The organism is Congzhengia sp. (genome assembly GCF_037235575.1).
GTDB lineage: Bacteria > Bacillota > Clostridia > UBA1381 > UBA9506 > Congzhengia > Congzhengia minquanensis.
Genome location: NZ_JAXUNN010000012.1, coordinates 1 through 26,820 on the forward strand (window position 1 = coordinate 1; position 26,820 = coordinate 26,820).

27 protein-coding genes are annotated in these 26,820 nt (G+C 44.0%); 19 read left to right on the top strand and 8 right to left on the bottom strand.

Features of this window, described 5'->3' with window-relative positions; all coding sequences use genetic code 11:
- Positions 1-226: 226 nt before the first annotated feature.
- Positions 227-2,479 (bottom strand): S-layer homology domain-containing protein, encoded by a 2,253-nt coding sequence (locus WIG73_RS01880; protein WP_337399046.1) that lies wholly within the window; start codon positions 2,477-2,479, stop codon positions 227-229.
- A 694-nt stretch (positions 2,480-3,173) separates the two neighbouring features.
- On the opposite strand from WIG73_RS01880, the gene WIG73_RS01885 reads away from it, so the two are divergent.
- Positions 3,174-4,256 carry a helix-turn-helix domain-containing protein gene (locus tag WIG73_RS01885; RefSeq protein ID WP_337399047.1) on the top strand — a complete coding sequence of 361 codons (1,083 nt, stop codon included), beginning with the start codon at positions 3,174-3,176 and terminating at the stop codon, positions 4,254-4,256.
- A 135-nt stretch (positions 4,257-4,391) separates the two neighbouring features.
- Here the strand turns inward: WIG73_RS01885 and WIG73_RS01890 are convergent, their stop codons facing one another.
- Complete coding sequence (locus WIG73_RS01890) at positions 4,392-4,829, bottom strand: hypothetical protein (RefSeq protein ID WP_337399048.1); 438 nt, start codon at positions 4,827-4,829, stop codon at positions 4,392-4,394.
- 156 nt (positions 4,830-4,985) lie between these two features.
- A complete protein-coding gene (locus WIG73_RS01895; protein WP_337399049.1) occupies positions 4,986-5,864 on the bottom strand; it encodes a LysR family transcriptional regulator in 879 nt (292 codons plus the stop codon).
- Between the two features lie 163 nt (positions 5,865-6,027).
- Here WIG73_RS01895 and WIG73_RS01900 point away from each other — a divergent pair, with 163 nt between their 5' ends.
- Positions 6,028-6,315: a hypothetical protein gene (locus tag WIG73_RS01900; RefSeq protein ID WP_337399050.1), complete on the top strand. Its 288-nt coding sequence runs from the start codon at positions 6,028-6,030 to the stop codon at positions 6,313-6,315.
- A 158-nt stretch (positions 6,316-6,473) separates the two neighbouring features.
- Here WIG73_RS01900 and WIG73_RS01905 read toward each other — a convergent pair whose 3' ends face one another.
- Positions 6,474-6,674 carry a TipAS antibiotic-recognition domain-containing protein gene (locus tag WIG73_RS01905; RefSeq protein ID WP_249313866.1) on the bottom strand — a complete coding sequence of 67 codons (201 nt, stop codon included), beginning with the start codon at positions 6,672-6,674 and terminating at the stop codon, positions 6,474-6,476.
- An 84-nt stretch (positions 6,675-6,758) separates the two neighbouring features.
- The gene (locus WIG73_RS01910; RefSeq protein WP_337399051.1) at positions 6,759-7,133 is read right to left on the bottom strand and encodes a metal-dependent transcriptional regulator; all 375 of its coding nucleotides are present in this window, start codon (positions 7,131-7,133) and stop codon (positions 6,759-6,761) included.
- Between the two features lie 175 nt (positions 7,134-7,308).
- On the opposite strand from WIG73_RS01910, the gene WIG73_RS01915 reads away from it, so the two are divergent.
- From WIG73_RS01915 to WIG73_RS01945, 7 genes are all read left to right on the top strand, one after another.
- Positions 7,309-7,518 (top strand): FeoA family protein, encoded by a 210-nt coding sequence (locus WIG73_RS01915; protein WP_337399052.1) that lies wholly within the window; start codon positions 7,309-7,311, stop codon positions 7,516-7,518.
- A 30-nt stretch (positions 7,519-7,548) separates the two neighbouring features.
- Positions 7,549-7,770 (top strand): FeoA domain-containing protein, encoded by a 222-nt coding sequence (locus WIG73_RS01920; protein WP_177678564.1) that lies wholly within the window; start codon positions 7,549-7,551, stop codon positions 7,768-7,770.
- 62 nt (positions 7,771-7,832) lie between these two features.
- Positions 7,833-10,238: a ferrous iron transporter B gene (locus tag WIG73_RS01925; RefSeq protein ID WP_337399053.1), complete on the top strand. Its 2,406-nt coding sequence runs from the start codon at positions 7,833-7,835 to the stop codon at positions 10,236-10,238.
- Between the two features lie 28 nt (positions 10,239-10,266).
- The gene (locus WIG73_RS01930; protein ID WP_177679755.1) at positions 10,267-10,452 is read left to right on the top strand and encodes a FeoB-associated Cys-rich membrane protein; all 186 of its coding nucleotides are present in this window, start codon (positions 10,267-10,269) and stop codon (positions 10,450-10,452) included.
- Between the two features lies 1 nt (position 10,453).
- Complete coding sequence (locus tag WIG73_RS01935) at positions 10,454-10,744, top strand: DUF2325 domain-containing protein (RefSeq protein ID WP_177679754.1); 291 nt, start codon at positions 10,454-10,456, stop codon at positions 10,742-10,744.
- A 105-nt stretch (positions 10,745-10,849) separates the two neighbouring features.
- Positions 10,850-11,281, top strand: a complete 432-nt coding sequence (locus WIG73_RS01940; protein WP_177679753.1) for a flavodoxin — start codon at positions 10,850-10,852, stop codon at positions 11,279-11,281.
- Positions 11,282-11,379: 98 nt separating this feature from the next.
- The gene (locus WIG73_RS01945) at positions 11,380-13,533 is read left to right on the top strand and encodes a 3'-5' exonuclease (RefSeq protein WP_337399054.1); all 2,154 of its coding nucleotides are present in this window, start codon (positions 11,380-11,382) and stop codon (positions 13,531-13,533) included.
- Positions 13,534-13,570: 37 nt separating this feature from the next.
- Here the strand turns inward: WIG73_RS01945 and WIG73_RS01950 are convergent, their stop codons facing one another.
- Positions 13,571-13,813, bottom strand: coding sequence for a hypothetical protein (locus WIG73_RS01950; RefSeq protein ID WP_337399055.1), 243 nt, complete (start codon positions 13,811-13,813; stop codon positions 13,571-13,573).
- 52 nt (positions 13,814-13,865) lie between these two features.
- On the bottom strand, positions 13,866-15,113 hold the full coding sequence (gene dinB, locus WIG73_RS01955) for a DNA polymerase IV (protein ID WP_337399056.1): 1,248 nt from the start codon (positions 15,111-15,113) through the stop codon (positions 13,866-13,868).
- Positions 15,114-15,270: 157 nt separating this feature from the next.
- Between dinB and WIG73_RS01960 the strand changes: the two genes are divergently transcribed.
- Together WIG73_RS01960 and WIG73_RS01965 are read left to right on the top strand one after the other, a co-directional pair.
- Complete coding sequence (locus WIG73_RS01960; RefSeq protein WP_337399057.1) at positions 15,271-16,188, top strand: DUF1848 domain-containing protein; 918 nt, start codon at positions 15,271-15,273, stop codon at positions 16,186-16,188.
- 55 nt (positions 16,189-16,243) lie between these two features.
- The gene (locus tag WIG73_RS01965) at positions 16,244-16,807 is read left to right on the top strand and encodes an SOS response-associated peptidase (RefSeq protein ID WP_337399058.1); all 564 of its coding nucleotides are present in this window, start codon (positions 16,244-16,246) and stop codon (positions 16,805-16,807) included.
- 90 nt (positions 16,808-16,897) lie between these two features.
- On the opposite strand, the gene WIG73_RS01970 is transcribed toward WIG73_RS01965, so the two are convergent.
- Positions 16,898-17,539 (bottom strand): hypothetical protein, encoded by a 642-nt coding sequence (locus tag WIG73_RS01970; protein ID WP_337399059.1) that lies wholly within the window; start codon positions 17,537-17,539, stop codon positions 16,898-16,900.
- Between the two features lie 231 nt (positions 17,540-17,770).
- Between WIG73_RS01970 and WIG73_RS01975 the strand changes: the two genes are divergently transcribed.
- The 8 genes from WIG73_RS01975 to WIG73_RS02010 all read left to right on the top strand — a co-directional run bounded on the left by WIG73_RS01975 (position 17,771) and on the right by WIG73_RS02010 (position 26,796).
- Positions 17,771-18,064 (top strand): sialidase family protein, encoded by a 294-nt coding sequence (locus tag WIG73_RS01975; protein WP_337399060.1) that lies wholly within the window; start codon positions 17,771-17,773, stop codon positions 18,062-18,064.
- 23 nt (positions 18,065-18,087) lie between these two features.
- Positions 18,088-18,993 carry a dihydrodipicolinate synthase family protein gene (locus WIG73_RS01980; protein ID WP_337399061.1) on the top strand — a complete coding sequence of 302 codons (906 nt, stop codon included), beginning with the start codon at positions 18,088-18,090 and terminating at the stop codon, positions 18,991-18,993.
- A 4-nt stretch (positions 18,994-18,997) separates the two neighbouring features.
- Positions 18,998-19,498, top strand: coding sequence for a YgjV family protein (locus WIG73_RS01985; protein ID WP_337399062.1), 501 nt, complete (start codon positions 18,998-19,000; stop codon positions 19,496-19,498).
- Positions 19,499-20,101: 603 nt separating this feature from the next.
- Positions 20,102-21,217 (top strand): sialidase family protein, encoded by a 1,116-nt coding sequence (locus WIG73_RS01990; protein ID WP_337399063.1) that lies wholly within the window; start codon positions 20,102-20,104, stop codon positions 21,215-21,217.
- Positions 21,218-21,327: 110 nt separating this feature from the next.
- Positions 21,328-22,047, top strand: a complete 720-nt coding sequence (locus WIG73_RS01995) for a glycerophosphodiester phosphodiesterase family protein (protein ID WP_337399064.1) — start codon at positions 21,328-21,330, stop codon at positions 22,045-22,047.
- A 4-nt stretch (positions 22,048-22,051) separates the two neighbouring features.
- Entirely contained in the window at positions 22,052-23,023 is a 972-nt protein-coding gene (locus tag WIG73_RS02000) for a Gfo/Idh/MocA family oxidoreductase (RefSeq protein WP_337399065.1), read from the top strand.
- Between the two features lie 17 nt (positions 23,024-23,040).
- Positions 23,041-26,349: a carbohydrate binding domain-containing protein gene (locus tag WIG73_RS02005; protein ID WP_337399066.1), complete on the top strand. Its 3,309-nt coding sequence runs from the start codon at positions 23,041-23,043 to the stop codon at positions 26,347-26,349.
- Positions 26,350-26,370: 21 nt separating this feature from the next.
- Positions 26,371-26,796 (top strand): DUF3788 domain-containing protein, encoded by a 426-nt coding sequence (locus WIG73_RS02010; RefSeq protein WP_337399067.1) that lies wholly within the window; start codon positions 26,371-26,373, stop codon positions 26,794-26,796.
- Positions 26,797-26,820 lie beyond the last annotated feature (24 nt).

Sequence of the window (26,820 nt, forward strand, 5' to 3'; positions counted from 1 at the left end):
CAAGCATGCAGCGAGCGCTAACGCGCGACTCGCTGCACAACTTGAGGTGACAAAAAAAGAGGCATATACATTTTGTATATGCCTCTTTTCTTTTCCTTAAAATTATGAATTGGTATTATCCCTACTGTCGTTCGCTATTATCCCCGTGCCGTCCTTTAGATTTGGACTTGTACTCAATTGCCGCCGTATGGCAACCTCCTATACAGGTAGTGCTTAGAAAATATCTTTATTTGTAGGTTTCTGACGAAACCTCACTCAAGTAAAAATGAGCCTGGTCTTTCTCTGTAAAACCTTCATTTAATCCTGATACTACTACAACAGCACTGGTTAATTCGGATACTTTATCAATCCAAACGGTTGGCTTGCCGTCTTCTTCCGTATCGTTTTTCAGATTTTCCGCAGAACCAATCAGTTTCGGTATAGATTCTACGCCGGAGCCTTTTGAAACCTCAATTCCACCGAATTCATTGCCGCTGACGTCAACCACGCCTTCTAAAGTTACTTCAGCGCCGTTTACCAAAATACCGCCATCCGCACCGGTGACCGAAACGTTTCTTAAAGTGACGTTTGTTGTGCCATATGCCTGCAATGCGTAAAGTCCTTGCCATCCTTCTTCATTTCCACTGATTTCGACTATCAGATTTTCAAGCGTCACTTCACCGGCATGCACCAGCTGAATCGCATTTTTATTATCGAAAGAAAGCTTTTTCATGTGATCTTTGCCGTTTATTATAACAGAACGGTTTACCACCAGCGTTTTGTCTAATGTTAACTCTGTCAGAATGTTAATTACCTTTATATCTTCATTAGCTAAAGCTGCTTCAAGTTCCTGCTGGCTAGAAACATTGGCTGTTGTTTCTGCTGGATTCTGCCTGAGGAAGAAATAGGTCTGGTCATTGTTAGCCGGAACTTCGTTCAGGCCAGAAATGGCCACAACAGCATTGGTCAATTCGGATACTTTATCAATCCAAACGGTTGGCTTGCTGTCTTCTTCCGTATCGTTTTTCAGATTTTCCGCAGAACCAATCAGTTTCGGCATAGATTCTACGCCGTAACCTTTTGAAACCTCAATTCCACCGAATTCATTGCCGCTGACGTCAACCACGCCTTCTAAAGTTACTTCGGCGCCGTTTACCAAAATACCGCCATCCGCACCAGTAACCGAAATATTTTTCAACGTAACTTTAGATTGATATGCTTGAATCCCATAAGAGCCGTTCCATTTGTTTATTTCATCGTTCATTACAACTGAAAGGTTTCTTAACACAACATCTTGCCCATTTTCTATTTGAATGCCATCTTTAACTCCCTGACGGTAGGAAAGCGTGTGTCCATTACCGTCCAGTGTCAGGCTGTCTGCTTTTAGGACAACTGTTTGTTCTATATTCAAGTTGCTCATCAGTGTTACACTTGCTTTTTTATTCAGAGTCTGTGCCTGTGCAACTGCCTTTTCCAGTGTATCAAATGCATTTTCACCAATGGTATACCGTTTTCCGCTTACAGTAACCCTGCCGGTTTCGTCTGCATATGCACTGTTTACAATGATATCTGTAGCAGCCGCATTTTGAATAGTTGAACCGCCCCCGCCTGAACTTCCGCCAGAACCGCCGTTTGAGCCTCCATTTGAGCCATCGCCGGAACCATTATCAGAATCACCGCCAGGATTTGAAGTACCCGGTTTGGATTCCACGTTTCCGCCCATAACGATTTGCTGGCCGGATACCGTCGTTCCCTGCAGGGTAACCGTACCTTCTTTTACACCGGGGGTAACAATCAGGTCACCGTTGATTGTCATTCCTTCCAGGATGACATCTGGTGAGTTAACGATTACAATGCCGTTTATTTCCTCTTCGACTTTATACGTTCCCGGCTTGTTATAAAAACCTTTAACAGCATTATTTACTACAGTTACAGAGCAGGCTCTCGTCATTTTGTCCTGCGGCCGGAATGAACCGTCTTCATATCCATTAATAAACCCTTTTTCTATCATTGCTTGAATTGCGCCAACAGCCCATTCACTGATGTTGCCAGAATCGATAAAAGAAGCAGACTTGTTCTGATTCTCTTCAATACCTAACGCTCTTGCAATCATAACTAGGGCTTCTTCACGGGTAACAGGATCTTCAGGACGAATCTGGTTATCATGCCCAAGCATGACTCCTTGTTTCACTAGTTTTAGAATTGCATCGGTGTACCAGTTATCATCTAAATCTATAAACGTATTTTCAGCCCTAACCTGATAATTCATAATACGATTTATCATAACAGCCATTTCTGCTCTGGTAATCGTATCGTCAGGACGGAACAATCCGTCAAACCCTTGTATTACTTCGTGGTCTGCCCATATTGTAATTGCATCCTTTGCCCAGTGAATGTCTGCGTCATTAAACTTTGCTGCAAAAATGTTTCCCGGCGCAGATGCCAGTATAGACAAACAAACAGCCGGTACAATCATACATTTCGTAAATTTCTTGTTCATAATCATCGCTCCTTATTTTTTTGGTTGTTTGATTGGAATACCAACATTTCTAAGTTTACATGGAAATACTATTTGATGTCAATAGAAATTAATTCTACAGCTTACAAAAGTAACCAATTTTCGGCGTTTTTTTCCATACAATGGATATACTTACAGATATTTTATAGTATATTTATGGGGATATATATTTTTTGGGGAGGCAATCATCACTAAAATAGACTGAAAAATAGAAATTTCAGGGAGAAATCCCCCCCAAAAAAAACAGTCGAGGTCTTGCATTACAAAGTTCTATTTTAAAAAACTGTTTCGGGCGGTAACCGTTCCTATAATATGGTAGTGTTTTTCAGAGAGGGCTGTCTGTTCTCGGAAATGTTCAGGGTTATCAAACTATTTATCGCATTTTACAAGATCTGATGGTTTAAAGACTATTAACCACTATTATCCCTGCCAAATTGACATGCTGTTTGCCGAATCTTTTTACGGTTGCACCATAGCTGTTCCGCATTTTGCTTGCCTAAATTTGTTGTAACAAAAAATCGAGAAAAATAGACATAAAAATGATGTATTTAAGAAATACAGCTTCAAAATATTCAATTATTTTAACTTTTATGATACAATATGACTTGTTTTTTGTTAACTTATTTGATATAATTAATATTACTCAGGGGGAGTAAATTGAAAAAGAGGTGATTTTATGCCGAAAATTCGACTGTTAAAAGAACCAGGGTATATTTATGATTTACTTTTTATTTTTGTTCTTCGGTTCAACAAGCAGTTCATGCTTAATGAACTTAACACCAATGGGAAGCAATCAGAAAATATTGAGTATTTTGACGATTTGCTGGAACAATTTTCTGATATTCCCGAGGATTTATACATATTTTTTCATACTCTTGAACACGGCCGATGTTTTTTAACTACTCAGTATTTTTATCCATATAAAGAACAGTTTACGACAACCTTTAATTTTAAATTTTTTCAGAATGAATTATTGGACAAAGAAAGATTAATACGGAATTTAATTCGCTTTTATTTTTGCGAACTTTCAGAAGAAAAGCTTATTGAATGTATAAATTCAGAGACTGCAATTTTTTTATGCATCAAAAACTCAAACTATTCCGATACGGAAAAAAGCAGACTATATGAATTTTTTCTAGACCCTGAGCCATATTTACAAACGCTTCAATTTGAGTTGATGGCGAAAGAACTTATGCTTTCTCAATATTACAAAAAAAATTATCAAAAAATACTTGACGTTAACAATCAGAACCCATTTGAAACTTTGAGTGAAAATGTGAAAAAGCTAAGGGACTTAAGCTTTATTAAAAAAAACAACCAGAATTTATACGTTTCTTACTGTCTTATATCAAAATACGTCATTAACTTTTTTGGCATACAGGAGGGTGCAGTATTTCTTCTTGGCTATGATTATCTTTCTGTTGTAGATATCGCGAAAAGCAGAAAGGAATTGAGTCTTCTAGACTTCGGCAATGCACTAGGCGAAGCAAGCCGGGTTAAAATATTAGAATTATTATTAGAGAGAGAGGAAGTTACCTGCAAGGATCTAGAAAAGATTTTCAGCTTCTCCGGCTCCACGGCATATCATCACATTACCATGATGATGAAAATTGGGCTTGTAAAAACGCGAGAAGAAGGAAAAACCATACTTTATAGTCTGAACGGGAAGTATTTTGACGCCATTATCGGCGTATTAAGCAAATTTTCAAAAAAGCATAAAAATTTAAATAATTCTGCGTATAGATTGGTAAAAATATAGATAATATGTCAAACGGATGTATATTAGACTAAAGTTGATGAGAACCAACCGAAAGGGCGTTTCGAAACGCCCTTTCGGTTGGTTCTTCTTTGTGTGGAGAACGTTTCTTGACTCCGAAAAGACATTCATGCGTTTTTATATGGCTTCAATATCATTATCAATCTGTTCCGGCGTTATTTGGGATTGCTTTTCTTCCGGTGCGGTATCCAATAAAAACCCAAACCGGATTAAATTGACTGTAATGACAAGTAGGCTAAGAAAGACCTCTTTCTCCTCAGGGCCGGCTTCTGAACCCGCATTTTTTGCCTCTTTTGCGGTTTGCTCTGCGATTTTATGAAACTCAAGTAAAGCATAAAGAACAAGTATAGATGCAGCAACTTGTAAGTCTAATACATCGGGGTAATTAGCCTGTGCAAATTCCTCCGGACAGAGCGCACTTGTTAGCAGCATATCTCGCTGAACATCTATGACCTTAAACCGAATCAGGAGTGACGCAAGAATGAAAGCAAGATTTTGTTCCGCACTGTCCAATAAATTGAGCTGCTGACGGACGTCATCTGGCAAACTATTCAAATTAGGTGTTTCACCGGAATTTACAAAACTTTCTATGCGTATCCCCTCCATATTATTTCATATATACATTATATGCAAGGCGGCGATAAATCGTTATAAAAACCGCAAAATAGACTGTGTTTTACATCCTTTTGCTGCGTTAACAGACCATAAGTTTTACAAAATATTTTTTATCTTATTCATAAAAATTTTCACCGGGGGAGAGAAAGCCTGATATTTTTTCATTACAATATAGGATTTTATCGACAGTTCAGGAGTAATCGGACGAAACGTTAATTTTCTATTGCCATCTATATTTACAAGATTGTCAAGACATAGCGCATAGCCGATGCCTTTTTCAACCATAAATGTCGCGTTAAAAATCAAGTTATAGGTGGCAACCACATTCAACGCGGAGTAATCGACTCCAAACCATTCAAGCTCCTGATGCCCCAAAAAGGCTTGTTGAGAAAAAATAAGCGGCAGGTCTTTCATTTGTTCAACTGTTATGGCTGACTGTGAAGCAAGGGTGCAGTTCTTCGGCATAAGCAGCCCGTAGGTATCTTTTTGGTGAATGTCAATATAGTCATATTTTTCCCGCCGGAGAGGGCCGAGCAGCAAACCGATATCTAAAAGTCCTTTATCAAGTTTTTCAAGAACATTGTCGGCATCTGCGCTGTAAATATGAAAATGGATTTTGGGATATTCCAAATGTATTTGTTTAAACACATCTGTGATATACTCCATAACTCGGGTCTCACCGCAGCCTAAATGTATATCGCCGCTGACGGTCTTGCTTTCCTCATGAAACGCTGCTTCCGTTTTTTCCATCAGGTCAATCATTTCCTGTGCCTTGCTGCGCAGATATGTTCCCTCCTCTGTAAGTGTAACCGTTCTTTTTCCTCTGATGAACAGCTGTTTGCCGAGTTGATGCTCTAAATCCATAAGTTGTTTTGAAAGCGTGGGTTGCGTTATATGCAGTGTGTCCGCCGCTCTTGTTATATTCTGTTCGCGGGCAACTGCAAGAAAATAATATAAATGTCTTGTTTCAATCATAAAAAAACCCCCTCCTTTTAACAATTTACATCATAATTTTATCATTTGGGATTATTCTTGTCAACTATGGTTAGTCATTCATAATAGGTATTTGCAATTTTTAAAGACTGGTTATAAAATAAAAATAACAAATGAATTGCAAAGAAGATGGGAGGAGATTCCTTTGAAAAATAGCAGGATTTATTTTGTCAATGATCCTGATGACGGCAATCGTAATGGCCTGCCCACTGGCCCAGAGCAATGTTGCAAATCTGGCAGACAACAGCAATGTTCTTGTCGTATATTTTTCCTGCACCAAAACAACAGAGGGAGTAGCAAAAAAATTCAAGCGGAATACCTTGAAACTATTCATCAGGAAATGAATGGCGACGCAGAAAACGGTGCAGATTTTTCTGAAGCGGAATTTAAATCAGAACTGGCTCAGGAAATTACACTGATGCCGCAAGGCTAAATTGAGATGACAGTAAAAAAGAGGCAGATATTTTCTGCCTCTTTTTTACATTTAATGAAAATAAACTTCAAGTGCCATGCCCAAAAAATGAGATACGCCGGCACCATACCGCTTGTCAACGCCGCTTATCATCTGTGGATTGTGCAGGTAGCTGTCGATCACGATACTCCAATAATTTTTTCCATATCCAGTGTTGGTCGGTGCTGTTCGTCCAGCAGATTAATCAACTCTTTTACCATTTTCTGAACGTCACTTGCGGCAACATCTTTCGTTACGTCTGCTGCCAGCCGCCGTGTCAGTTCCTCATTTTTTTCTACAAAACCTTTTTCTTTAATCCGTTCCATCTTTTCCATTATCATACTGTATCACACGGCCTGAGAGTCAATCGTTTTTTGAAAAAATAAACATTCCGAAACGGACTGTTTTGGTTACCGCCTGCGCGCCTAAAAAATGTTATGTTTTGTCAGGTGTTCTTTTATTTTTTCAAAGCTTAACGAACTGATGTCATGTTCAATTTTACAGCTGTCCTCATAGGCGGTTTCTTCGTCAACCCCCAGAGCCATAAGCGCCTTTGCAATAATTTGGTGCCGTTCAAACATTTTTTCGGCAATGGCAAGCCCCTTTTCGGTCAGCAAAATTCCCCCGTCTGCGTCGACTGTAATGTAGCCCTCCTCACGGAATGACTTCATTGCCACGGAAACGCTGGGTTTAGTAAAATTTAAATAGTTTGCAATGTCAATGCTGCGCACGCTGCCGTTTTTGTTTTTCAACATTAAAATTGCTTCAAGATAATTTTCAGCAGATTCTTTTATCTTCATAGTCAAATTGCCTTTCAAACTTTTTCGTTATGTTCAGTATAGCATATAGGGTTAGGATTGTCAAACCGAAAAAAGTAAAATACCTATTGACAAATACAGTTAGTTATGTTAAACTAACTGTAGAGGTTAGAAATGACTAACTCAAGCTGCTTAATAAAGACGGAGGGAAAATAGGATGCCATTAACACTTGCAAACGTCGGAGAAGACAACATCATTAAAAAAGTCGGCGGCAGACCCGAGGTGAAAAAACATCTTGAAAATCTTGGATTTGTGGTTGGCGGAACTGTTACGGTTATCAATGCCCTTGGCGGAAATGTAATTGTAAATGTAAAAGAGGCAAGGGTTGCAATCAGCCGGGAAATGGCGCAGAAAATTATGGTTTAATTTCATTAAAATAGCAGGGAGGAATTTTTTATGCAAACACTAAGACAGGCGAAAATCGGCGACACGGTAAAGGTTGTAAAGCTTCATGGCGAAGGTGCGGTGAAACGCAGAATCATGGATATGGGCATTACCAAAGGCGTGGACGTACATATTCGCAAAGTTGCACCGCTGGGCGACCCGGTGGAGGTAACGGTGCGGGGCTATGAACTGTCTTTGCGCAAGGCAGATGCGGAAATGATTGAAGTGGAGTAACCGGATAAATTTTTTTGCTTTATGGTTAGACACAACTAATTTTAAAGGAGAGACATAGAAATATGAATGTAAGAATTGCCCTTGCGGGGAACCCAAACAGCGGAAAAACAACGCTTTTTAACGCGCTGACGGGCTCGAACCAGTTTGTGGGGAACTGGCCGGGCGTTACGGTGGAGAAGAAGGAAGGAAAGCTAAAAAAGCACGAAGGTGTGACCATAACAGACCTTCCGGGAATTTATTCCCTTTCGCCTTACACCCTTGAGGAAGTTGTGGCCAGAAACTATTTAATTGACCAGCGGCCGGACGCCATTTTAAACATTGTAGACGGAACAAATTTAGAGCGTAACCTCTATCTTACCACGCAGCTTACGGAATTGGGAATTCCTGTTGTCATTGCCATTAACATGATGGATATTGTTAAAAAGAATGGGGACCAAATTAACATAACTGAGTTATCCAGAGAGCTTGGCTGTAAAATTGTTGAAATTTCCGCACTGAAAGGAACAGGCATTATGGAAGCGGCAGAGTCGGCAATTGCGGCGGCTGAAACTGGAAAGACTGTTCCCATGCACACCTTTTCCGGCGCGGTTGAGCACGCCATTGCACACATTGAAGAAGCGGCCGTGCACGACATGCCGGAGGAACAGCAACGCTGGTATGCAATTAAGATTTTTGAACGGGACGAAAAAGCTTTGGAAAAATTAAACATTCCCAAAGAGACCTTTGCACACATTGAGGCGGACATTCAAGCGGCGGAGGAGGAGTTAGACGACGACGCGGAAAGCATTATTACAAACGAACGGTATGTCTATATTGCCCAGTTGATGAAAGGAAGCTACAAAAAAAGAAGTGCCGGTCACCTTTCAACGTCGGACAAAATTGACAAGGTTGTGACAAACCGGTTTGCGGCGCTTCCGATTTTTGCAGTAGTTATGTTTTTTGTTTACTACATATCGGTAACGACCGTGGGTACGTGGGCCACCGACTGGACCAACGATGGGCTGTTCGGCGACGGCTGGCATCTGTTTGGAATTGGCGCCGGCCAGTATGAGGAAGCCATTACGGATTATGCGAAGGAGAATATTTGGACAGAGGAGCTTTCCGCAACGGTGGAGGACGCTGCCGCTGCCGGTGTTGTTGGTGCCGGCGACTTATTAGGAGCAATTGAGGAAGAGGATTTTGGCGGATTTGACGAAGCCTATGGCACCTTTGGCGACTCTCTTGCCGAGGCAGGGTTTGACATATCAGAAACAGTGGAGGCGGCCATGGAGGAAGCGCCTGACACATCGGAATACGGCGTTTGGGTGCCAGGAATTCCTGTGCTGGTAGAAAACGGCCTGAATGCCATTGGATGTGCTGACTGGCTTAGCGGCCTGATTTTAGACGGCATTGTCGGCGGTGTGGGCGCTGTTTTAGGATTTGTCCCGCAAATGCTGGTGCTCTTTATTTTCCTTGCGTTTTTAGAGTCCTGCGGATACATGGCACGTATCGCGTTTGTTATGGACCGGATTTTCCGCAAATTTGGCCTTTCCGGTAAATCCTTTATTCCTATGTTGATTGGAACGGGCTGCGGTGTTCCGGGCATTATGGCTTCCAGAACAATTGAAAACGACCGCGACAGAAAAATGACCATTATGACCACCACCTTCATTCCCTGCGGCGCTAAGGTGCCGATTATCGCGCTGATTGCGTCGGCCCTGTTCGGCGGCGCGTGGTGGGTTGCCCCCTCCGCTTACTTCGTTGGAGTTGCGGCCATTGTAATTTCCGGCATTATGCTGAAAAAAACAAAAATGTTTGCCGGCGATCCTGCGCCGTTTGTTATGGAGCTTCCGGCATACCACATGCCTACTTTTGGAAATATTATGCGCTCAATGTGGGAGCGGGGCAGTTCTTTCATCAGAAAAGCGGGCACCATCATCTTGCTGTCGTCTATCGTAATCTGGGCAGGCTCGTGTTTTGGGTTTGTTGACGGAAGTTTTGGATTTAGCAGCGAAATGGAATTGGAAAATAGCGTACTTGGATTAATTGGCGGCGCAATCAGCTGGATTTTTGCACCGCTGGGATTTAACAACATTAAAGCAACCATTGCAACCATTATGGGCCTTGTTGCAAAAGAAGAGGTGGTTGGCGTATTCGGTGTGTTAGACTTTGAGGAAATGACCCGTCTTGCGGCTTACTCCTTCCTCATTTTCAATCTGCTCTGCGCTCCTTGTTTTGCGGCAATCGGGGCCATCAGGCGGGAAATGAACAGCGCAAAATGGACGTGGTTTGCAATTGGGTATCAGTGTGTATTTGCATATGCAATGTCGCTGATTGTGTATCAGCTGGGGATGTTATTTACAGGTGCCGGAAGTGTAATTGGCGTTATATTTGCCGCCGCGGTGCTTGCATTTATCCTTTACATGCTGTTCCGTCCATATAAAGAATCGAATGTTTTAAATGCAGACAGCATGAAAATGAACGCGTGAAAAAGCTTAGCTAAAGGAGGATTTTAAAATGCTGATTTGGTTACAGAATAATTTATCAACACTGATTGTGGGCGTTGTTCTGCTTGCAATTGTGGCATTTGTTTGCCTTTCTATGGTAAGAAACAAACGAAAAGGAAAATCCTCCTGCGGCTGCGGCTGCAAAGATTGTGCGCTGTCGGACAAATGCCATGGCGCCGGCAATCACGGAGGTTAATATGAGCATTGTAATTGTGGGCGGTCATGACAGAATGCACTGCCGATATAAAGAAATATGTAAGAGGTTTGGATGTAAATGTAAGGTGTTTACCCAGTGCCCCGCCAATTTTAAAAATCAAATTGGAAACCCCGACATTGTAATTGTTTTTACCGGAACGGTGGCACACAAAATGGTAAACGTGGCATCGGACCAGGCAGAAAAAGCAGGGGCTTTTTTAAAACACTGCCACTCGTCCAGCGCATGTGCGCTAAGCGATGCGTTAACAGAATATTTTGACCAGGCAAATTAATTTTTACACGGAAGTTAGCTAAAACTAACTAAAAAGGGCGGGAACGGTACGGCACTGGCCGGCATGAAACCCGCAAAAACAAAATTAATTAGGAGGTTTTATAAATTGAGCAAAACTGCAATTATTTATTGGAGCGGCACAGGTAACACAGAGTCTATGGCCACAGCAATTTTAGAAGGAGCAAAGGAAGTAAATCCCGATACAAAGTTCTTTGCAGTGTCGGAAATTTCTGCCGCCGACGCGGCATCTTATGACACGCTGATTTTAGGATGCCCGGCAATGGGGGCAGAGGTTTTGGAGGAAGGTGAATTTGAGCCTTTCTTTGCTGAACTTGAACCAAACCTTTCGGGGAAAAATGTTGCTCTTTTCGGCTCTTACGGCTGGGGAGACGGTGAATGGATGAGAGAATGGACAGAAAGAACGGCAAACAGCGGCGCAAAATTAGTTGAGTCCGAAGGGTTAATGGCAAACGAAGCGCCCGACGATGACGCATTGTCCGCTTGCCGCGCTCTTGGGAAAAAGGCGGCTGCACTGTAACGGAAAAAAGATATTTCAACAGGACTTGACTTTTATCGCGTTTTCGATTATGCTGGAAATATCACGAAATAAACGGCACGATAAAGGAGAAACAGTCCATGGAGGATATTTTACAGGGATTAAACGTTGTGCAGCGGGAAGCGGTTACGTCAACCGAAGGGTTCATCCGCGTGATTGCAGGGGCGGGCTCGGGCAAAACGCGGGCCCTTTCCCGCCGTTTTGCATATTTGGTGAATGAGGTTGGAATTCTTCCGGGAAATATCCTATGCGTCACGTTTACCAACAAGTCGGCCAACGAAATGCGCCAGCGAATTCACGCACTCACGGGGGACAACGATACGGGGTTTATCTCGACGTTCCACAGTTTCTGCGTGTCTGTTTTGCAGGAGGACAGCTATGCGGTGCAGTATCCCAAAAGCTTTTTGGTGCTGGATAATTCCGATATAGATGCCATGCTGGCAATCATTTATGAAGAACGCGGGCTGACACTGAGAAACATGACCTTTTCCAATGCCAGGGACATGATAGAAATTCGTAAAATCTTTAAGGAGCCGGACTATTATCTGGACATGCTGGCCATGCCGCTTGATACGCTCTATCAAAAATATTTAACCGCAAAAAATACGTCGGACATTATTTTTTACGGCTATTTATATCAGGAAAAAAAGTGTTTTGGGCTTGACTACAACGATTTAATTAAGTTCACTCTATATATTTTTCAGCAGGATGAGGAGATAAAATTAAAGTGGCAAAAGCGGCTGGAATATATTATGATTGACGAGTTTCAGGACATTGACGAGCTGCAGTATAAGCTGATGGAGGTTTTGTGCGGCTATCACGGAAATTTGTTTGTGGTTGGAGACCCGGATCAGACCATTTATACCTGGCGCGGGGCCAACATTCGTTATCTTTTAGAGTTTAACAATGCGTTTCCCAACGTAAAAACCATTATGATGATGGAAAACTACCGCTCAACCCCACAAATTTTGTCGGTGGCGAACTCTTTGATTGACAAAAACAAAAACCGCATAAAAAAGGATTTAATTCCTACACTGCCTGAGGGCAGCGAAGTGCTGTGCCACCACGCCGCCACTTCAGAGCAGGAAGCCGAGTGGATGGCCGCAAAAATGAAAGAGCTTCACGGGCAAAACGTTCCATATCGGGATATGACGGTGCTTTACCGCGCCCACCATTTGACCAGAACCATTGAAGAGGTGCTTTTGCGGGAGAAAATACCTTATACCATTTACAGCGGCGTTCAATTTTTTGGGCGCAAAGAAATTAAAGACGCGCTGTCTTATCTGCGCATCCTTGCATATAAGGACGATCTTTCTTTTCTGCGCATTGCCAATAGTCCAAAACGGAACTTAGGAAAGCGGCGCATGCAGTTTTTGCAGGAGATTGCTGCAACAAGGGGATGCTCGCTTTATGAAGCACTGTCGCAGGAGATTGACAACGAAATTTTTAAAGGCACGAAAGCTACTCAGTTTTTGTCCTTAGTGGAAGCCTTCGCCGCGGACTATTCGGTGCGGCCGATTTCAGAGCTTTTGTCGGCAATTTTAAATGAGAGCGGATATGAAGAAATGCTTCGCACAGAAGGCGGCCAGGAACGGCTGGACAATTTGGCGGAACTGAAACAGTCGGTTTATGAATATGAAACAAGCTGCGGCGAAGAAAGCACCTTAGAGCACTACCTGGCCCACGTGGCGCTGTTTACCAACAGCGACGCCGAAACAGACAGCGACAAGGTAAAATTAATGACGGTGCACACCGCAAAGGGGTTAGAGTTTCCCCATGTGTTCCTCTGTGCCATGAACGAAGGAATTTTTCCCTCAAAAAAGACCAGCACCATTCAGGGAATGGAGGAGGAGCGGCGGCTGGCATTTGTGGCAATAACAAGGGCGAAAACCGCGCTGTATCTTTCAGAGGCGGAGGGCCGGAATTTTGACGGCTCACCCAGATTTCCCTCCCGCTTTTTGTTTGACATTGACGAAGGGCTTCTCACCTACACTCAAAAGCCGGAGGACGAATTGGTAAAAGAGGCGCAAAGCTTTATTGCAATCAGCGACCGGCATTTAAAGCAAGACACAGAGCAAACCGCCTTTGCCGTGCAGCAGCGGGTGAAACACCCTATTTTTGGGTTGGGAACGGTGACCGATGTGGATTTTGTAAAAGGCGCCCACATTGTTCAGTTTGACGAAATAGACACGCCCCGGGCAATTTCCTTCCGGGCAAAACTGGATAAATGTTAAAACCAGCAGGCACTTTCGCCTGCTGGTTTTTTGCTGTTTATTTGCGCTCTACAAACCACTGGTCGTCGTCCCGCCACAGATAGGTGTTATGTCCCCCGATGCAGACGGTGTAGCGGATACCCAGCCCGCCGCCCTTGATTGATGCGGCACGGCGCACATCTGCAACACTGTCGACGGTAAATACGCGCCCGTCCTCCCACTTCACGCGGAGGGGTATAACATTCCCGTCACGTTCAAATTTTGCTAAAACATCCACATAGGTTTTACAGGGCTTTGACATAACTTACAACTCCTGATCAAATCGTTTTATGTCAAATACCACAGATGTCAGATTATCTTACAAAAACTTCGGGGTGAATTATGTGCTCACCCTTGGGATCAAATCCGGAAAGCTTGGTGTCTAACAGCATAATGCCGCGCTGAATGGAAAAGTGTCCGTAGCGCCGGCGGATGGAGTCGATTACCGCTTCCTCCGCCTCGCGCCTGTGAACCTGCTGAAGCTCCGGCAGAAGGGAAAGCTGCGTTCCATTCTCCGGCACAAGCTTTAAGGCCCGCACGCCAATGCTGCGGATTGGATTGTTCGACAGGTAGTTTCCGCGGTAGAGTGCAAACGCCTTTTCAAACATCACTTGGGCCGAGCAGGTGGGACAAATCAGCGGGCCTTGCCGCTCATATTGAAACAGCCCGTTGTCCCGGAGGGAAAGCTGCACAGAGCAGCATTTTAGGCTGTGGTCGCGAAGCCGCTCTGCAACGCTTTCGCACAGGATATATAAGGGAATTTTCACGTCTTCTTCTGAGGTTAAATCCCGGGGCAGGGTAGAACTGTTGCCAATGGTTTTTATTTTTTGCGCCGCGTCTGCCTCGCTCACCCTCGACTCGTCGAGCCCGTTGGCAAAGTTCCAAAGCATTTCGCCCGGTTTGCCAAACCTGCGCCGCAGCGCGTTTACATTCGTCTGAGCCAGGTCGCCAATGGTGCAAACGCCGGTGGATTTCAGCTTCCGGGTGGTAGCCCGGCCCACAAACAGCAAATTTTCCACAGGCAGGGGCCACACAATTTCTTGAAAGGTTTCGCGGGGAATAACCGTTGTTGCGTCCGGCTTTTTCATGTCGCTTCCTAACTTTGCAAAGACTTTGTTAAAGCTGACGCCGATAGACACCGTAACCCCCAGCTCCCGTTTTACACGCAGGCGGATTTCGTCGGCAATGCGTTTCCCATCGCCCCACAGCGTTTCGCTGTTGGTTACATCGAGCCAACACTCGTCTAAACCAAAGCTTTCCACCTGGCTGGTATATTCCTCATAAAGGCTGCGCGCCAGACGGGAGTATTTTACATATAAATCATAGCGGGGTTTTACAAAAATCAGGCCGGGGCACTTTTGCCGTGCCTGCCACAATGTTTCGCCGGTTTTTACACCAAAAGCCTTTGCTTCATTGTTTTTTGCCAAAATAATTCCGTGCCGCTTTTCCGCGTCGCCGCCCACAGCCACAGGTTTTCCACGCAGACCGGGGTTGTAAAGGCACTCTACCGACGCATAAAAATTATTGAGGTCGGCATGGAGGATAATTCGGTTCTTTTTCATTTTTTCGCCTCTAAATAGAACAAATGTTCGATAAACTTATTATAACACAAGCATATGGGATTATGCAAGAGGAAAATATATGATTTTTCAAAAATTTGAAGCTTGACAGAATTTTATGAAACAGGTAGAATTGAAACAAAAAGAGGAGGGAAGCAGATTGATTATCAACACAGGAGCGCGGACAGACACGGCGCAGTATTATACAGAATGGCTGTTAAACAGGTTTCGGGAAGGGTATGTGCTCACGCGCAACCCTATGTTTCCCGATAAGGTAACGCGGTATGAGCTTTGCCCTGAAACGGTGGATTGTGTGGTGTTTTGCTCAAAAAACTATGAGCCGCTGCTACAGCACATAGACGAGATTAAAAACAGGTTTCATATTTATTGCCACTATACCATTACGGCATATGGAAAAGATGTAGAGCCCGGTGTGCCGGACATTGAAACGAGCATTGAAACGCTGAAAAAGCTTTCCAAAGCCGTGGGCAGGCAAAGAATTTCGTGGCGGTATGACCCGATTTTGCTGACGGAAATCTATACCATAGAGCGGCACATAAAAACCTTTGAAGCAATGGCAGAGCGCTTGTCCGGCCACATTGACCGCTGCATTTTCAGCTTTGTGGAGCTGTATAAAAAGCTAAAATACAACATGCCGGAAATTATTCCCATGACAGAGAAGGATAAAGATATTTTGGCACAAAATCTTGGTGCAATTGCAAAAAAATATGGCATGACAATTCAGACCTGCGGCACCAACGGCGATTTCAGCAGATATGGAATTGCGTCTTCGGGCTGCTTGACGCTGGACATCATCGGCAGGGCCAACAACATTGCATTCCGCAGTTTGAAGCATAAAGGCATGCGGGAGGGATGTCACTGCATAGAAAGCCGCGACATTGGCGCCTATGACACCTGTCCCAATGGGTGCCGATATTGCTATGCCAACCAAAGCCCGCAAAAAGCGCTGGAAAACTACCGGCGGCACGACCCGAATTCGCCCCTTCTGCTGGGCAGTCTGGGGCCTGACGACGTGGTAACAGCCGGCAGTCAGAAAAGTTTTCTCGTAAAAAAGTAATTATTCTTTGTGGCTTTTCGTTAATTCGGATATACTAATACTGAGGTGGTAAAACATGTGCGGAAGATATAATTTTGACAGCGATGACGACAATTTATTTGATATTTTAAACGCGTTAAACGGCCAGGTGTTTCATACAGGCGAAATTTTTCCCACGAACAACGCCCCAGTGCTTGTTTCAAGGGGTAATTCCCTGGCTCCGGAGGTTATGTCGTGGGGATTTCCGCAGTTTGGAGGCAGAAGCGGTGTGATTATCAATGCGCGGGCAGAAACGGCGTTGGAGAAAAAAATGTTTCAAAAAGCGGTGATAGAGCGGCGGTGTGTTATTCCCAGCTCGGGCTTTTACGAGTGGAAGCACGACAAAACCAAACAAAAGTTCTTGTTCACCCTGCCGGAGAAAAGCGCTTTATACATGGCGGGAATTTTTGGTGAGTTTAACGGCGCAAAAAAGTATGTAATTTTAACCACTGAACCCAACGAATCTATAGTGGATGTGCACAACCGTATGCCGCTGGTGATAGAAAAGTCCAACCTTTTGGATTGGGTGTTTAACAACGAAGCTGCGGTTAAACTGCTGCACCAAACGCCGCCGGAGCTGATTCGCAGAGCGGTATCATAAACGCGGGGCGCTTATTGCGCCCCGCGTTGTTTTTCAAGATACAAAAAGACGGCCGCACTAAAAGGTGCGACCGTCTTGCTTCTTTCTTTTTTATTGGATTGGAGTAAATGTGGTCTTTGCAGCACATTCGATGCGATATCCATCCCCCAAAGAGCAGACATAATCTCCAACACCAATACTGGAATTTCCGAGGATAGTATTGACCTTTAAAGAACCTGATTTGTCCCACGCAAAAAAGTTGCGCGAACCAGACACGCTGTACCTGCCGGCCGGAATATCTACGCCGACGGTATATTCACCGGCCGGCAGTACCTTTGGTTCACTTTTGGCTTTCACCACATTTCCTGTCAGGATGTCTAATTCGCTCTGCTTTGCGCTGATCTGCGAATCCAGATTCTCCACCGTGGAAGTTTTTTCTGCAATTTTTTCATCTAATGTGGCTTTATTTGTTTCATATTCCTTTGCGGATGAAATAACGCCGCTTTTATCTTTAATTTCGTTTTCAAGATTTGAAAGTTCTTCTTTTTTGGTATTAATCTGTTCATCCTGAGCCTGGCGTTCAGCCAGTAACTGTGCATTTATTTTCGCATTTACACCAGCGAAATATCCACATAATGTGCCTACGAGAAGTCCACCGACAAGAACGGCAATAACCAAAATTATTTTTTTCTTACCAGACTGCGGCGCGGCCTGCATTCCGCCAAATTCACCATTTACATTTCCTGTTTCCATAACAACCTCTCCTTTTTTATTTTTGTAGTTTTGTTTTTTTCATCACTACAATTGTGATAATATCATATGAATTTCATTTTTTCAAGCCTTTTTGTCAAAAAATATAGAAATTTATCAACCGGTGTGATGAAAAGGGACAAAAGTAATTCGTTTTTGTCCTTTGCGGCAGTTGCAAAGCGTTGAGCGGCCGTATATAATAAAAGTAAACTTGAAGAAAGGCGGTTTTCAAACATGAAAAAAGTGTCTGTTCATGAAATGAAAACAATTATTCAAAACCCCAATTCAAAATTTAATTATTTTGCCTGGCCTTCGCTTGCGCGCCTGCATGACGGAACCCTTGCAGCTGTGTGTTCGGGCTTTCGCATTGGCCATGTGTGTCCTTTTGGAAAGGTGGTTATGGCGAAAAGCACTGACGACGGCAAAACGTTTTCAAAGCCTCGACAGATTTTATGGTTTTTACCATTTCCCTTATTTTTTGCCAACTATTATTTAACACTAATTAATTTTCAAAGCTATTTTAAATAAGTGAACAAAAGGAGAGATTATAAATGAATAATGTTAAATTTGAAGGAATTATGCCGGCACTGATTACTCCATTTCACGAGGATAACAAAACCATTAATGAAGAAGTGGCAAGGGAGTTTATAGACTATCTGTTAATGCAGGGCGCAGATGGATTTTATATACTTGGTGGTACCGGCGAAGGTCTGGTTATGGGTAGAGAGGAACGTGAAGTAATGTGTGAGGTGGCAGTGAAGCATATTGCAGGAAGAAAGCCGGTAATCTGCCATATAGCGGCGGTAAATTTGGAAGAAGCGTGCGCCCTTGCTATGCATGCTGAAAGAACCGGTGCAGACGCAATAGCTGCAATACCTCCTATTTTCTTCTTTTATGATGAAACTGATATTTTTAACTATTATAAAAGGCTAGCTGAATGTGTTTCTATACCGGTAATTATCTATTATCACCCGTCGGCACAAAAAGAAATGAGCGCTGATTTGATTGCAAGAATATATGAGATTGATAATGTAATAGGCGTTAAGTGGAGTTCAGATAATTTTTTTCAGCTAATGAAGCTAAAGGATAAAACTCATGGTGAAATGAATATAATAAATGGTCCTGATGAATTGCTTGTATCCGGTCTTGCAGCGGGTGCAGATGCAGGAATAGGTTCAACCTATAATATGATGCTTCCACAGTTTATTAAGATATACAAAAGTTTCCGTGAGGGCAAAATGCAGCAGGCGCTTGCTGAGCAGATAAAGGCAAATCGTATAATAGACATACTGATTAAAAATGAGGTTATTCCAAGTGTAAAATATGCAGTAGAGCTTATGGGTTACAACGTAGGTGAGGCCACATATCCTATGCGCGCATTAAACATGGAACAAAAGGCTTATTTAGAAAGGTCGTTAAGAGAGGCAGGTTGGACATTCGACAACAGGAGAATATAAAATTTTGAAACCTACAGCAGATATTTTAGGATATATAGTAGCCCTGCTCTGTCTGATAGGGACGCAGTTTCCAGAAAGATGGCAGATGCTTGTTAATCAGATTGTTGTTAATACTCTTGCCGGAATAAGTGTCTTTATGATAACAGGAATTTCAAGCGCAGGTATTTTGAATTTTGTGGCAGTAATTCATATCTTGTTTAGCTTAGAGCATTGTGTAAAAAATAAAAAAGTGTCGATTACAAAAACAATCATTTTTACTATTACATATTTATTATGTGGAATTTTTGGATTTAAAGAAGAATTGGATATTTTACCAATAGCAGCATCTATGCTATTTATGTGTAATGTAATATCAAAAAAGGAACAGAGAATGAGATTGTTTAGCTTAGCAAATGTTATAATATATATTATTTATTATATAATAATCGGTTCAACATTAGTTTACGCACAGATTTTTTCATTAATATCAGTATTAATTGCTTTGTTCAGATACAGGAAAAAATAGCTTTTGTTAAAACTTGGAAATAAACAGTAGAATAAAAATTATGAAACTGTAGGTAAAAAGAAAAAGTAATATGCAACAATAGGAACAGTATACATAATTATTTTGCATAGCCGTCAATTACAAGGCTTAAAGACAGACATCCTGCAATGGTTACGTTTACTTCAGAATAGCACATATCTGTCCTTTTGGAAAGGGGGTTGTTTTGTTATAGCGATGATGAGGGAGAAACATGGGACAAAACGCCCATTCCTGTCATCGATACATCGTTTGAGAACTGAGATTGTGGACTTTTTTAGAAGAAAATGTCGATAATAACACATATTTTGATCCAACGCTTGTTATACGCCGCGACAGAGGAAAGACTTTCGGAGAGAATATACATTTGTTTCCTGTTTCCTCTCTACATGGCTCCTGTGACTTCCTGACGGAAATCTTTTATACGTCCGAACATATTTCAAGCCTTTTTTGTCAAAAACATAGAATTTTATTAACAAGTATGTTTGAAAGGACAAAAGTAATTCATTTTTGTCCTTTGCGGCAGTTGCAAAGCGGGGAGCGGCCGTATATAATAAAAGTAAACTTGATGAAAGGCGGTTTTCAAACATGAAAAAAGTGTTTGTTCATGAAATGAAAACAATTATTCAAAACCCCGATTCTAAATTTAACTATTTTGCCTGGCCTTCGCTTGCGCGCCTTCATGACGGAACCCTTGCCGCTGTGTGTTCGGGCTTTCGCATTGGCCATGTGTGCCCTTTTGGAAAGGTGGTTATGGCGAAAAGCGCAGATGACGGCAAAACGTGGAGCAGGCCCTGTGTGGTGATAGACACTCCGTTAGACGACAGGGACGCCGGAATTTTGCCGTTTGGCGATAGCAGCGTAATGATTACCTCATTTAACAACACCGTGGCGTTTCAGCAAAATACCAACAAAATGCGGGAGCAGGGAAGCCCGGAACAACGGCTGGTTGAAGGCTATTTGGCAGGAATTGACGCAAAGAACGCAGAAAGCAGATATTTGGGCTATACATATGTAATCAGCAATGACAATAGTGTCACGTTCGGCGACATCGGTTTTTCGCCTGTGACCGCACCCCACGGCCCCTGTCTTTTGGAAAACGGAGATATTTTATACGTGGGTCGTTCTGCGTCAGACGGGATTGCGCAAAAGGAAGACAGGATTGAGTGCCACAAGTTCGTGAACGGTGAATTTGAGTTTGTTTCTGCAATTGAAGCAATTCCCGGCGTGCTCTCCTGCGAGCCGGCGGCAATTGATATTGGCGGAAAAATCATAGTCCATATTCGTGTGCAAAACGAAAAGCAGAGTGAAGACGGCGGCATGTTTACAATTTTTCAGAGCGAATCGTCAGACGGCGGCAAAACGTTTTCAAAGCCCCGGCAGATTTTATCTGACACAGGCGGCGCGCCGGCCCATCTGATGAAACATTCCTCCGGCGCGTTGGTTTCGGTTTATGGATACCGAAAAAAGCCTTTTGGCATTAAAGCCATGATAAGCTATGACGGCGGAGAAAACTGGGACACAGATTATGTGCTCTATGACGGGGCCAGTTCCTTAGATTTGGGATATCCGGCCTCGGTTGAACGAAAGGACGGAACCATTCTCACTGTTTTTTATGAGCGGGAGGAAAGCTGGGAAAACTTTTATGAAGAATCGAACGGCGGTTCTGCGATTAAACAAATTGTGTGGAGCCTGCCGCAATAAACGAAACGTTTCCTATTTGAAAAAATAGGAAGCGTTTTTTTATTTGGCGGTTGAAAACAGACGGAATTTAGCGTATAATAACGGTAAGGAACGACGAAAGGATGAAAATAATGGATTTAATTGCACACAGGGGAGCATCGCTGGTAAAGCAGGAAAATTCGGTGGAGAGCTTGGAATATGCCGCGCACATCGGCGCCGCTGCCGCAGAATGTGACATCAGGCAAACGTCAGACGGCGTGTTTGTTATTTTCCATGATGAGAGTTTAGAGCGTCTGACAGGAGAACCCGTTTTGGTAAAAGACCTTACATACTGCGAAATGAAGGAAAAGCTTGCGGAAAAGAACTACGCGCTTTTAACCTTTGAAGAGCTTGCCCGCCGGTATCGGGAAAAGACGCCGATTTTACTTCACATTAAGTTTGAAACGTTAGACGACGGGTTTGTTAACATGCTGAAAAAATCCGGTCTGCCGTTTATCTGCGGCGTGGTGAGTCCCCAGGCGGCAAACAAAATCAGCATGGCGTTTTCAAAGGAAAACGTGTTGGCATTTATGCCGGATTATCACAATATCGGCAAATTTGTGGAAAACGGCGCGGGCATCATTCGGCTGTGGGAGCCGTGGCTAAGCGAAATAAAGCCTATGGACGTGAAAATGAAGTATGATGTTAAGGTTTGGGTAATGTGCCAGGATTTATCGTGCACGGACGAAACAAGTTCCATGAACGGGAGTCCGGAGTCTTTAGATTTTATTCAGTCGCTGTCTGCCGACGGCGCACTTTTAAACGACATTGAACTGGGAATAAGGTGGAAAACAAAACAGGAAAAGGAGTGAAACTATGCTGAACATTGCAATGGTAAGCCGGTGGCATGTGCATGCCGACCAGTATGCTAAAGAGATTGGGGAAACGCCCGGCGTGAAAATTGCCGCGGTGTGGGACGACGACATATCCCGCGGGGAGCAGTGGGCTTCGGCGCTGGGCTGTGATTTTTATGAGGATTACGATGCGCTATTGGCAAACCCGGAAATCGACGGAGTGGCGGTGGTGTCCTCCACGAATTTGCACCCGCAGCTGTTAATGAAAGCCGCAAATGCGAAAAAGCACATTTACACCGAAAAGGTTTTGGCCTTTTCCAAAAGTGACGCTGAAAAAATTCGGGAAGCGGTTGTGAAAAACAACATTCATTTTACCATCTCCCTGCCGCACAAAACCATGGCCGGCGTGCTTCAAGCCAAGAAAATGGTAGACAGCGGCGAAATCGGCCAGGTGACCTATATGCGGGTTAGAAACGTTCATGGGGGAAGCATTTTAGGCTGGCTGCCGGACTATTTTTATGACAAAACCCTTTGCGGCGGCGGTGCCATGATGGATTTGGGCGCGCACCCCATGTATCTTTTGGAGTGGTTTTTGGGAACGCCTCAAAAAATGGCCTCGGCCTTTACACAGGTAACCGGCCGCGGCGTTGAGGACAATGCTGTTAGTGTAATGAGTTTTGAAAACGGTGCAATTGGCGTTTCGGAAACTGGGTTCGTGTCATATTGCGACCCGTTTACGCTGGAAATTAGCGGCACAAAGGGATATATCCATGTGCAGGATAGCTTCCGCTACAAAAACGAAGCCTCAAACAAAGAGTGGGTGACGGAAGAACATTTGGAGCTGACCTTAGAGCGCCCCATTGCATATTGGATTTCAAGCATTTTGAACAACACGGAAAACAAACTATATGGAATTGACGAGGCTGTGGCACTGACGGAATTTATGGAAGCGGCATACCGTTCCTGGGAAGAAGATAAAATTATTTCACTGTGAGAAAAAGGAGAAGAAACATGAAAAAAGTTTTTTGTTTATGGTTGGCGATTGTGGTGCTGTTGATGTCCTGCATGTCCATTGTGGGGGCGGAAGACTATTTTGTGTCAGATTTTTTGTATGCGGATTTTGAAACACCTGAGACTTCTGGAAGCGTTATTTTCAGTGCAGAAAAAACCTGGGTTGCTGAGGGATTCGGCGGAAGCCGCGGCGCTGTGAAAATGAAAAATAATGCAAACAACATGGGCGGAGTGGCGTTTAAGCAGGAATATCGGTCTATAGTTGGTGAAACATACGAAATTTCTATTATGGGCAAACCACCGGCAGACAATCCTAACGCACTGGACAACTGTTATGCAGTGGCGTATTACAGATATTTGAAGGACGGAAATCCTGCGCCGGATTTCAGCGGCTATCACCTGATTTATCTGACCACTAAAGAAGATATGGGCGGCGGCTGGTACCGGTATTCCGCTTCTTATACGGTGAGCGAAACCTGCACGCTTTATACAGAAGGCCACAACACCTCGCAGACGCTTTACGGTGACACCTGTACATTTGAATACCGAGCGAAAAATACGAACATTGAATATATGCTGGACGAGTTTGTGTGTAAACCGGCCTACAGTATATCTTCCGATGAGCCGATAGTGTTAAACGCAAATTTTGACTTTAGCAATCCGGAATTCACGCTGTTTCAAAAAACAGCCATTACGGTGAAAAACAACGGTGGAGCAAACCAAACGGCGAAATATGCCTATGTTGAATCAAATCACCAACATTCTTCCATGAAATATTCCAATCTTGCCGTTATGCCGGCCACGGCCTATAAGCTGACGTGGTATGCCAAAATCGGAAAGGCAGAGGACGCGGGGAAATATTATCTTCGGGGGTATATAGACTTTACCGATGCAGACAAATCCGAAATTGCGTGGTATCAAAAAATTAATGTAGACAAACCGCTGACAGAGGAATGGCAAAAGTTTGAATGTGTCTTTCGGCCGTCTAAAAATTCACAAAACTATGTGGTGAATTCCCTGTCTGTCCGCCCGTCTTTTTATTTCAGAATGTCCGGCCAGGGCGATGGTTACACCGAGGTCATTGCAGACTATTGCGTGGACGAACTGAAAATAGAACGCTTAAATGTACCCTTTGGCGGCAGCTTTGACGATGGGTTCGCAGCAAAAGCCGTTTACGACGGCACTACCCGGGTGCAGGCGTGGACCGCTGGCAGCGGGGCTGTTGTGGTGGACCAGACAGAGGAGCAAAATGCGTTTATTCAGGTGACTCAGGTGGCAAACAGCGGAGAAAACGGCAGGATTGCCCAGAATATTTATCTAAAGCCCAACACGGATTATTGTCTAAGCTTCCGCGCAAAATCGGACAGCGCGGGGGCGGTTTTAACGCCCTCTGTTTCAACCTATGACGGAACACAAGAAACAGTAAATGCGCTCGCATCCGTACAGCTTCAAGAGGGGTGGACAGAGTATCAAATACCGTTTTCGCTTGCGTCTGTTCCCAGCACATGTCTGTTGGGGCTTTCACTGTTAAACGGTGAAAACACGGAAGAAATGGTCTATTGTATTGACGAGATTAAGGTGGCGGAGAAGGGACTGAAAAATGCCTCGGTCAGCGGCGACTTTTCCTGCGGCAGCACAGTAACCGCAAGCGTAGAAAATGACACGGGCGCAGCAGTGGAATACCGGCTGATGACCTCTACAGACGGCGTGCATTTTGCAAGGCTCTCCGGCGGCGTTTTAAACGGCAGCGCGGTGAGCTACACCATTTCGGACAGCGATGCAGGAGCGTTTTTGCGGTTTGACTTTTTTGCAGTGTCCGGCGGCGCGGTTTCAAATCTTGTTTCCACGCAGCCGCGGGAGGTTACGGGCACAAGAGTTTATTTTACCACAGACGATTTTGACACAGCCGAGACCCTCTCCGCCCGGGCGGTGATAAACAACAAAGCGTTAGAGGGAAAAAATATGACGCTTATACTCGCAGTTTACGGCAGAAAAAAAACGCTTTTGGGCGTTACCAGTAAGCCGCTGTCTGGCACGGAATTTGCGGCGGGCGAAGCTGAAATCAGCGCTGATAAGCCTGCGGGCGCGATGAGCGCAAAGGTATTTTTATGGGAGGATTTTAAAACGGTGACGCCTTATACAGAGTCTGCTGAAATTACCGCAGGGCTGTCCCTTGAGCAGATTGTTGACACCCTGCAGGCAAAAGCGGTGACAAAAACGCCGGAATATGAGCTGGTGAACACAATAGAAACAGGATATGACGATGTTTCGGCCATTTTGTTTGAAGGTCTTCCTCATAAGGGGGAAAACACCCAGGTTTTCGCCTATATGGGTGTTCCCAAAACGGCCAGCGCGGTCAATAAGGTTCCGGCAGTTGTGCTGATTCATGGCAACGCCAGCAGGCTATATCCCTCCTGGGTGAAATCGTGGGTAGACAAAGGCTATGCGGCAATTGCCTGTTACATGGTGGACAGAAACACCGATTTAGACCCGGACGTTGTCTACAACATGGGGGCAAGACAGCCGTCGGGCTACTATACCGATATCGACCAGCCGCTTCAGGACCAGTATATGTATCAGGCGGTGGCAAAACCAATTCTTGCGAAAAACCTTTTGGCAAGTCTGCCTGAGGTAAACGAAAACGCCATTGGTATTACGGGAATTTCAAACGGCAGCATGATTACAAGCTATGCCATTGGCGTTGACCCCGGGTTCGCCTTTGCCGTGCCGGTTTACAACAGCGGCTATTTAAACGAGGGCGGCGTGAACAAGGGCCTTTCCGGCAAACGCCTGCTGTGGGACGCGAAAAACGTGCTTTCTAATGTGAAAATTCCTACGTTATTTATAAACGGCAACGCGGCGAACATGTATGCCATTGACCAAAACACAAAATCGGCGCTTGATGTTGAAAATTCTGTGATTTCTTATAAATATGGACTGACACACAGCCAGCCTGCGGGAGAAGCGGTGCCGGAGATTTTCACCTTTGCAGACAGCGTTGTGCGGGGCGGCCCACGCTTTACAGAGGTTGGACGGGTGTCTGTTGAGGGGAACACAGCGTCGTTTTCTTTCGTTACAGAAAACAACATCAGCAAAATCAGGCTGGTTTACAACACCTCCGGAATCAGTTACGACGGAAGCACGTCGAAAACGGTTTGGAAGCAGCCCGAGGAGATAACCGTTCCTCAAAACAAAACCGTTACCTTTACGCTTCCATCAGGGACAAAGGGTTTTTATTTTGAGTTGACGGACGATGTCTGCGGTGTTGTTACAACGGAATATGTAGAGCTTGAAACGGCGGTACAATAAAAGCAAACGGGGTGCTGGTTTATGACTTGGAGCGAAAAATATACACAGGAATTTCAGCCGGATTTAAATGCAGTTGCAGAATATATAAATAGCCCGCTGTGGACGGAACTACTTGGATTTATGGAAGAAACCTATGGAGTTACGCCGAAGATTGAATACAGTAAATGCAGCGGAGCGCCAGGATGGAACGTTAAGTTTAAAAAAGGAGGCCGCGCGCTTTGCACGCTGTATCCGGAAAAAGATGTCTTTACGTGCCTGATATGCATCGGCAGCAGAGAAGTGGCAGAGGCTGAATTGGTTTTGTCCTCGCATGAGGCGCTAAGAGTGCTTTATGAGAACACAAAACCGTTTAACGGTGCAAGATGGTTAATGATTGCGGTAACTGATGGCGATGTGTTAAATGTGGTAAAAAAATTAATCACCATTCGGGCCTGTGTGAAAAAATAAATAAAAAAGCGGCGGTTAATACCG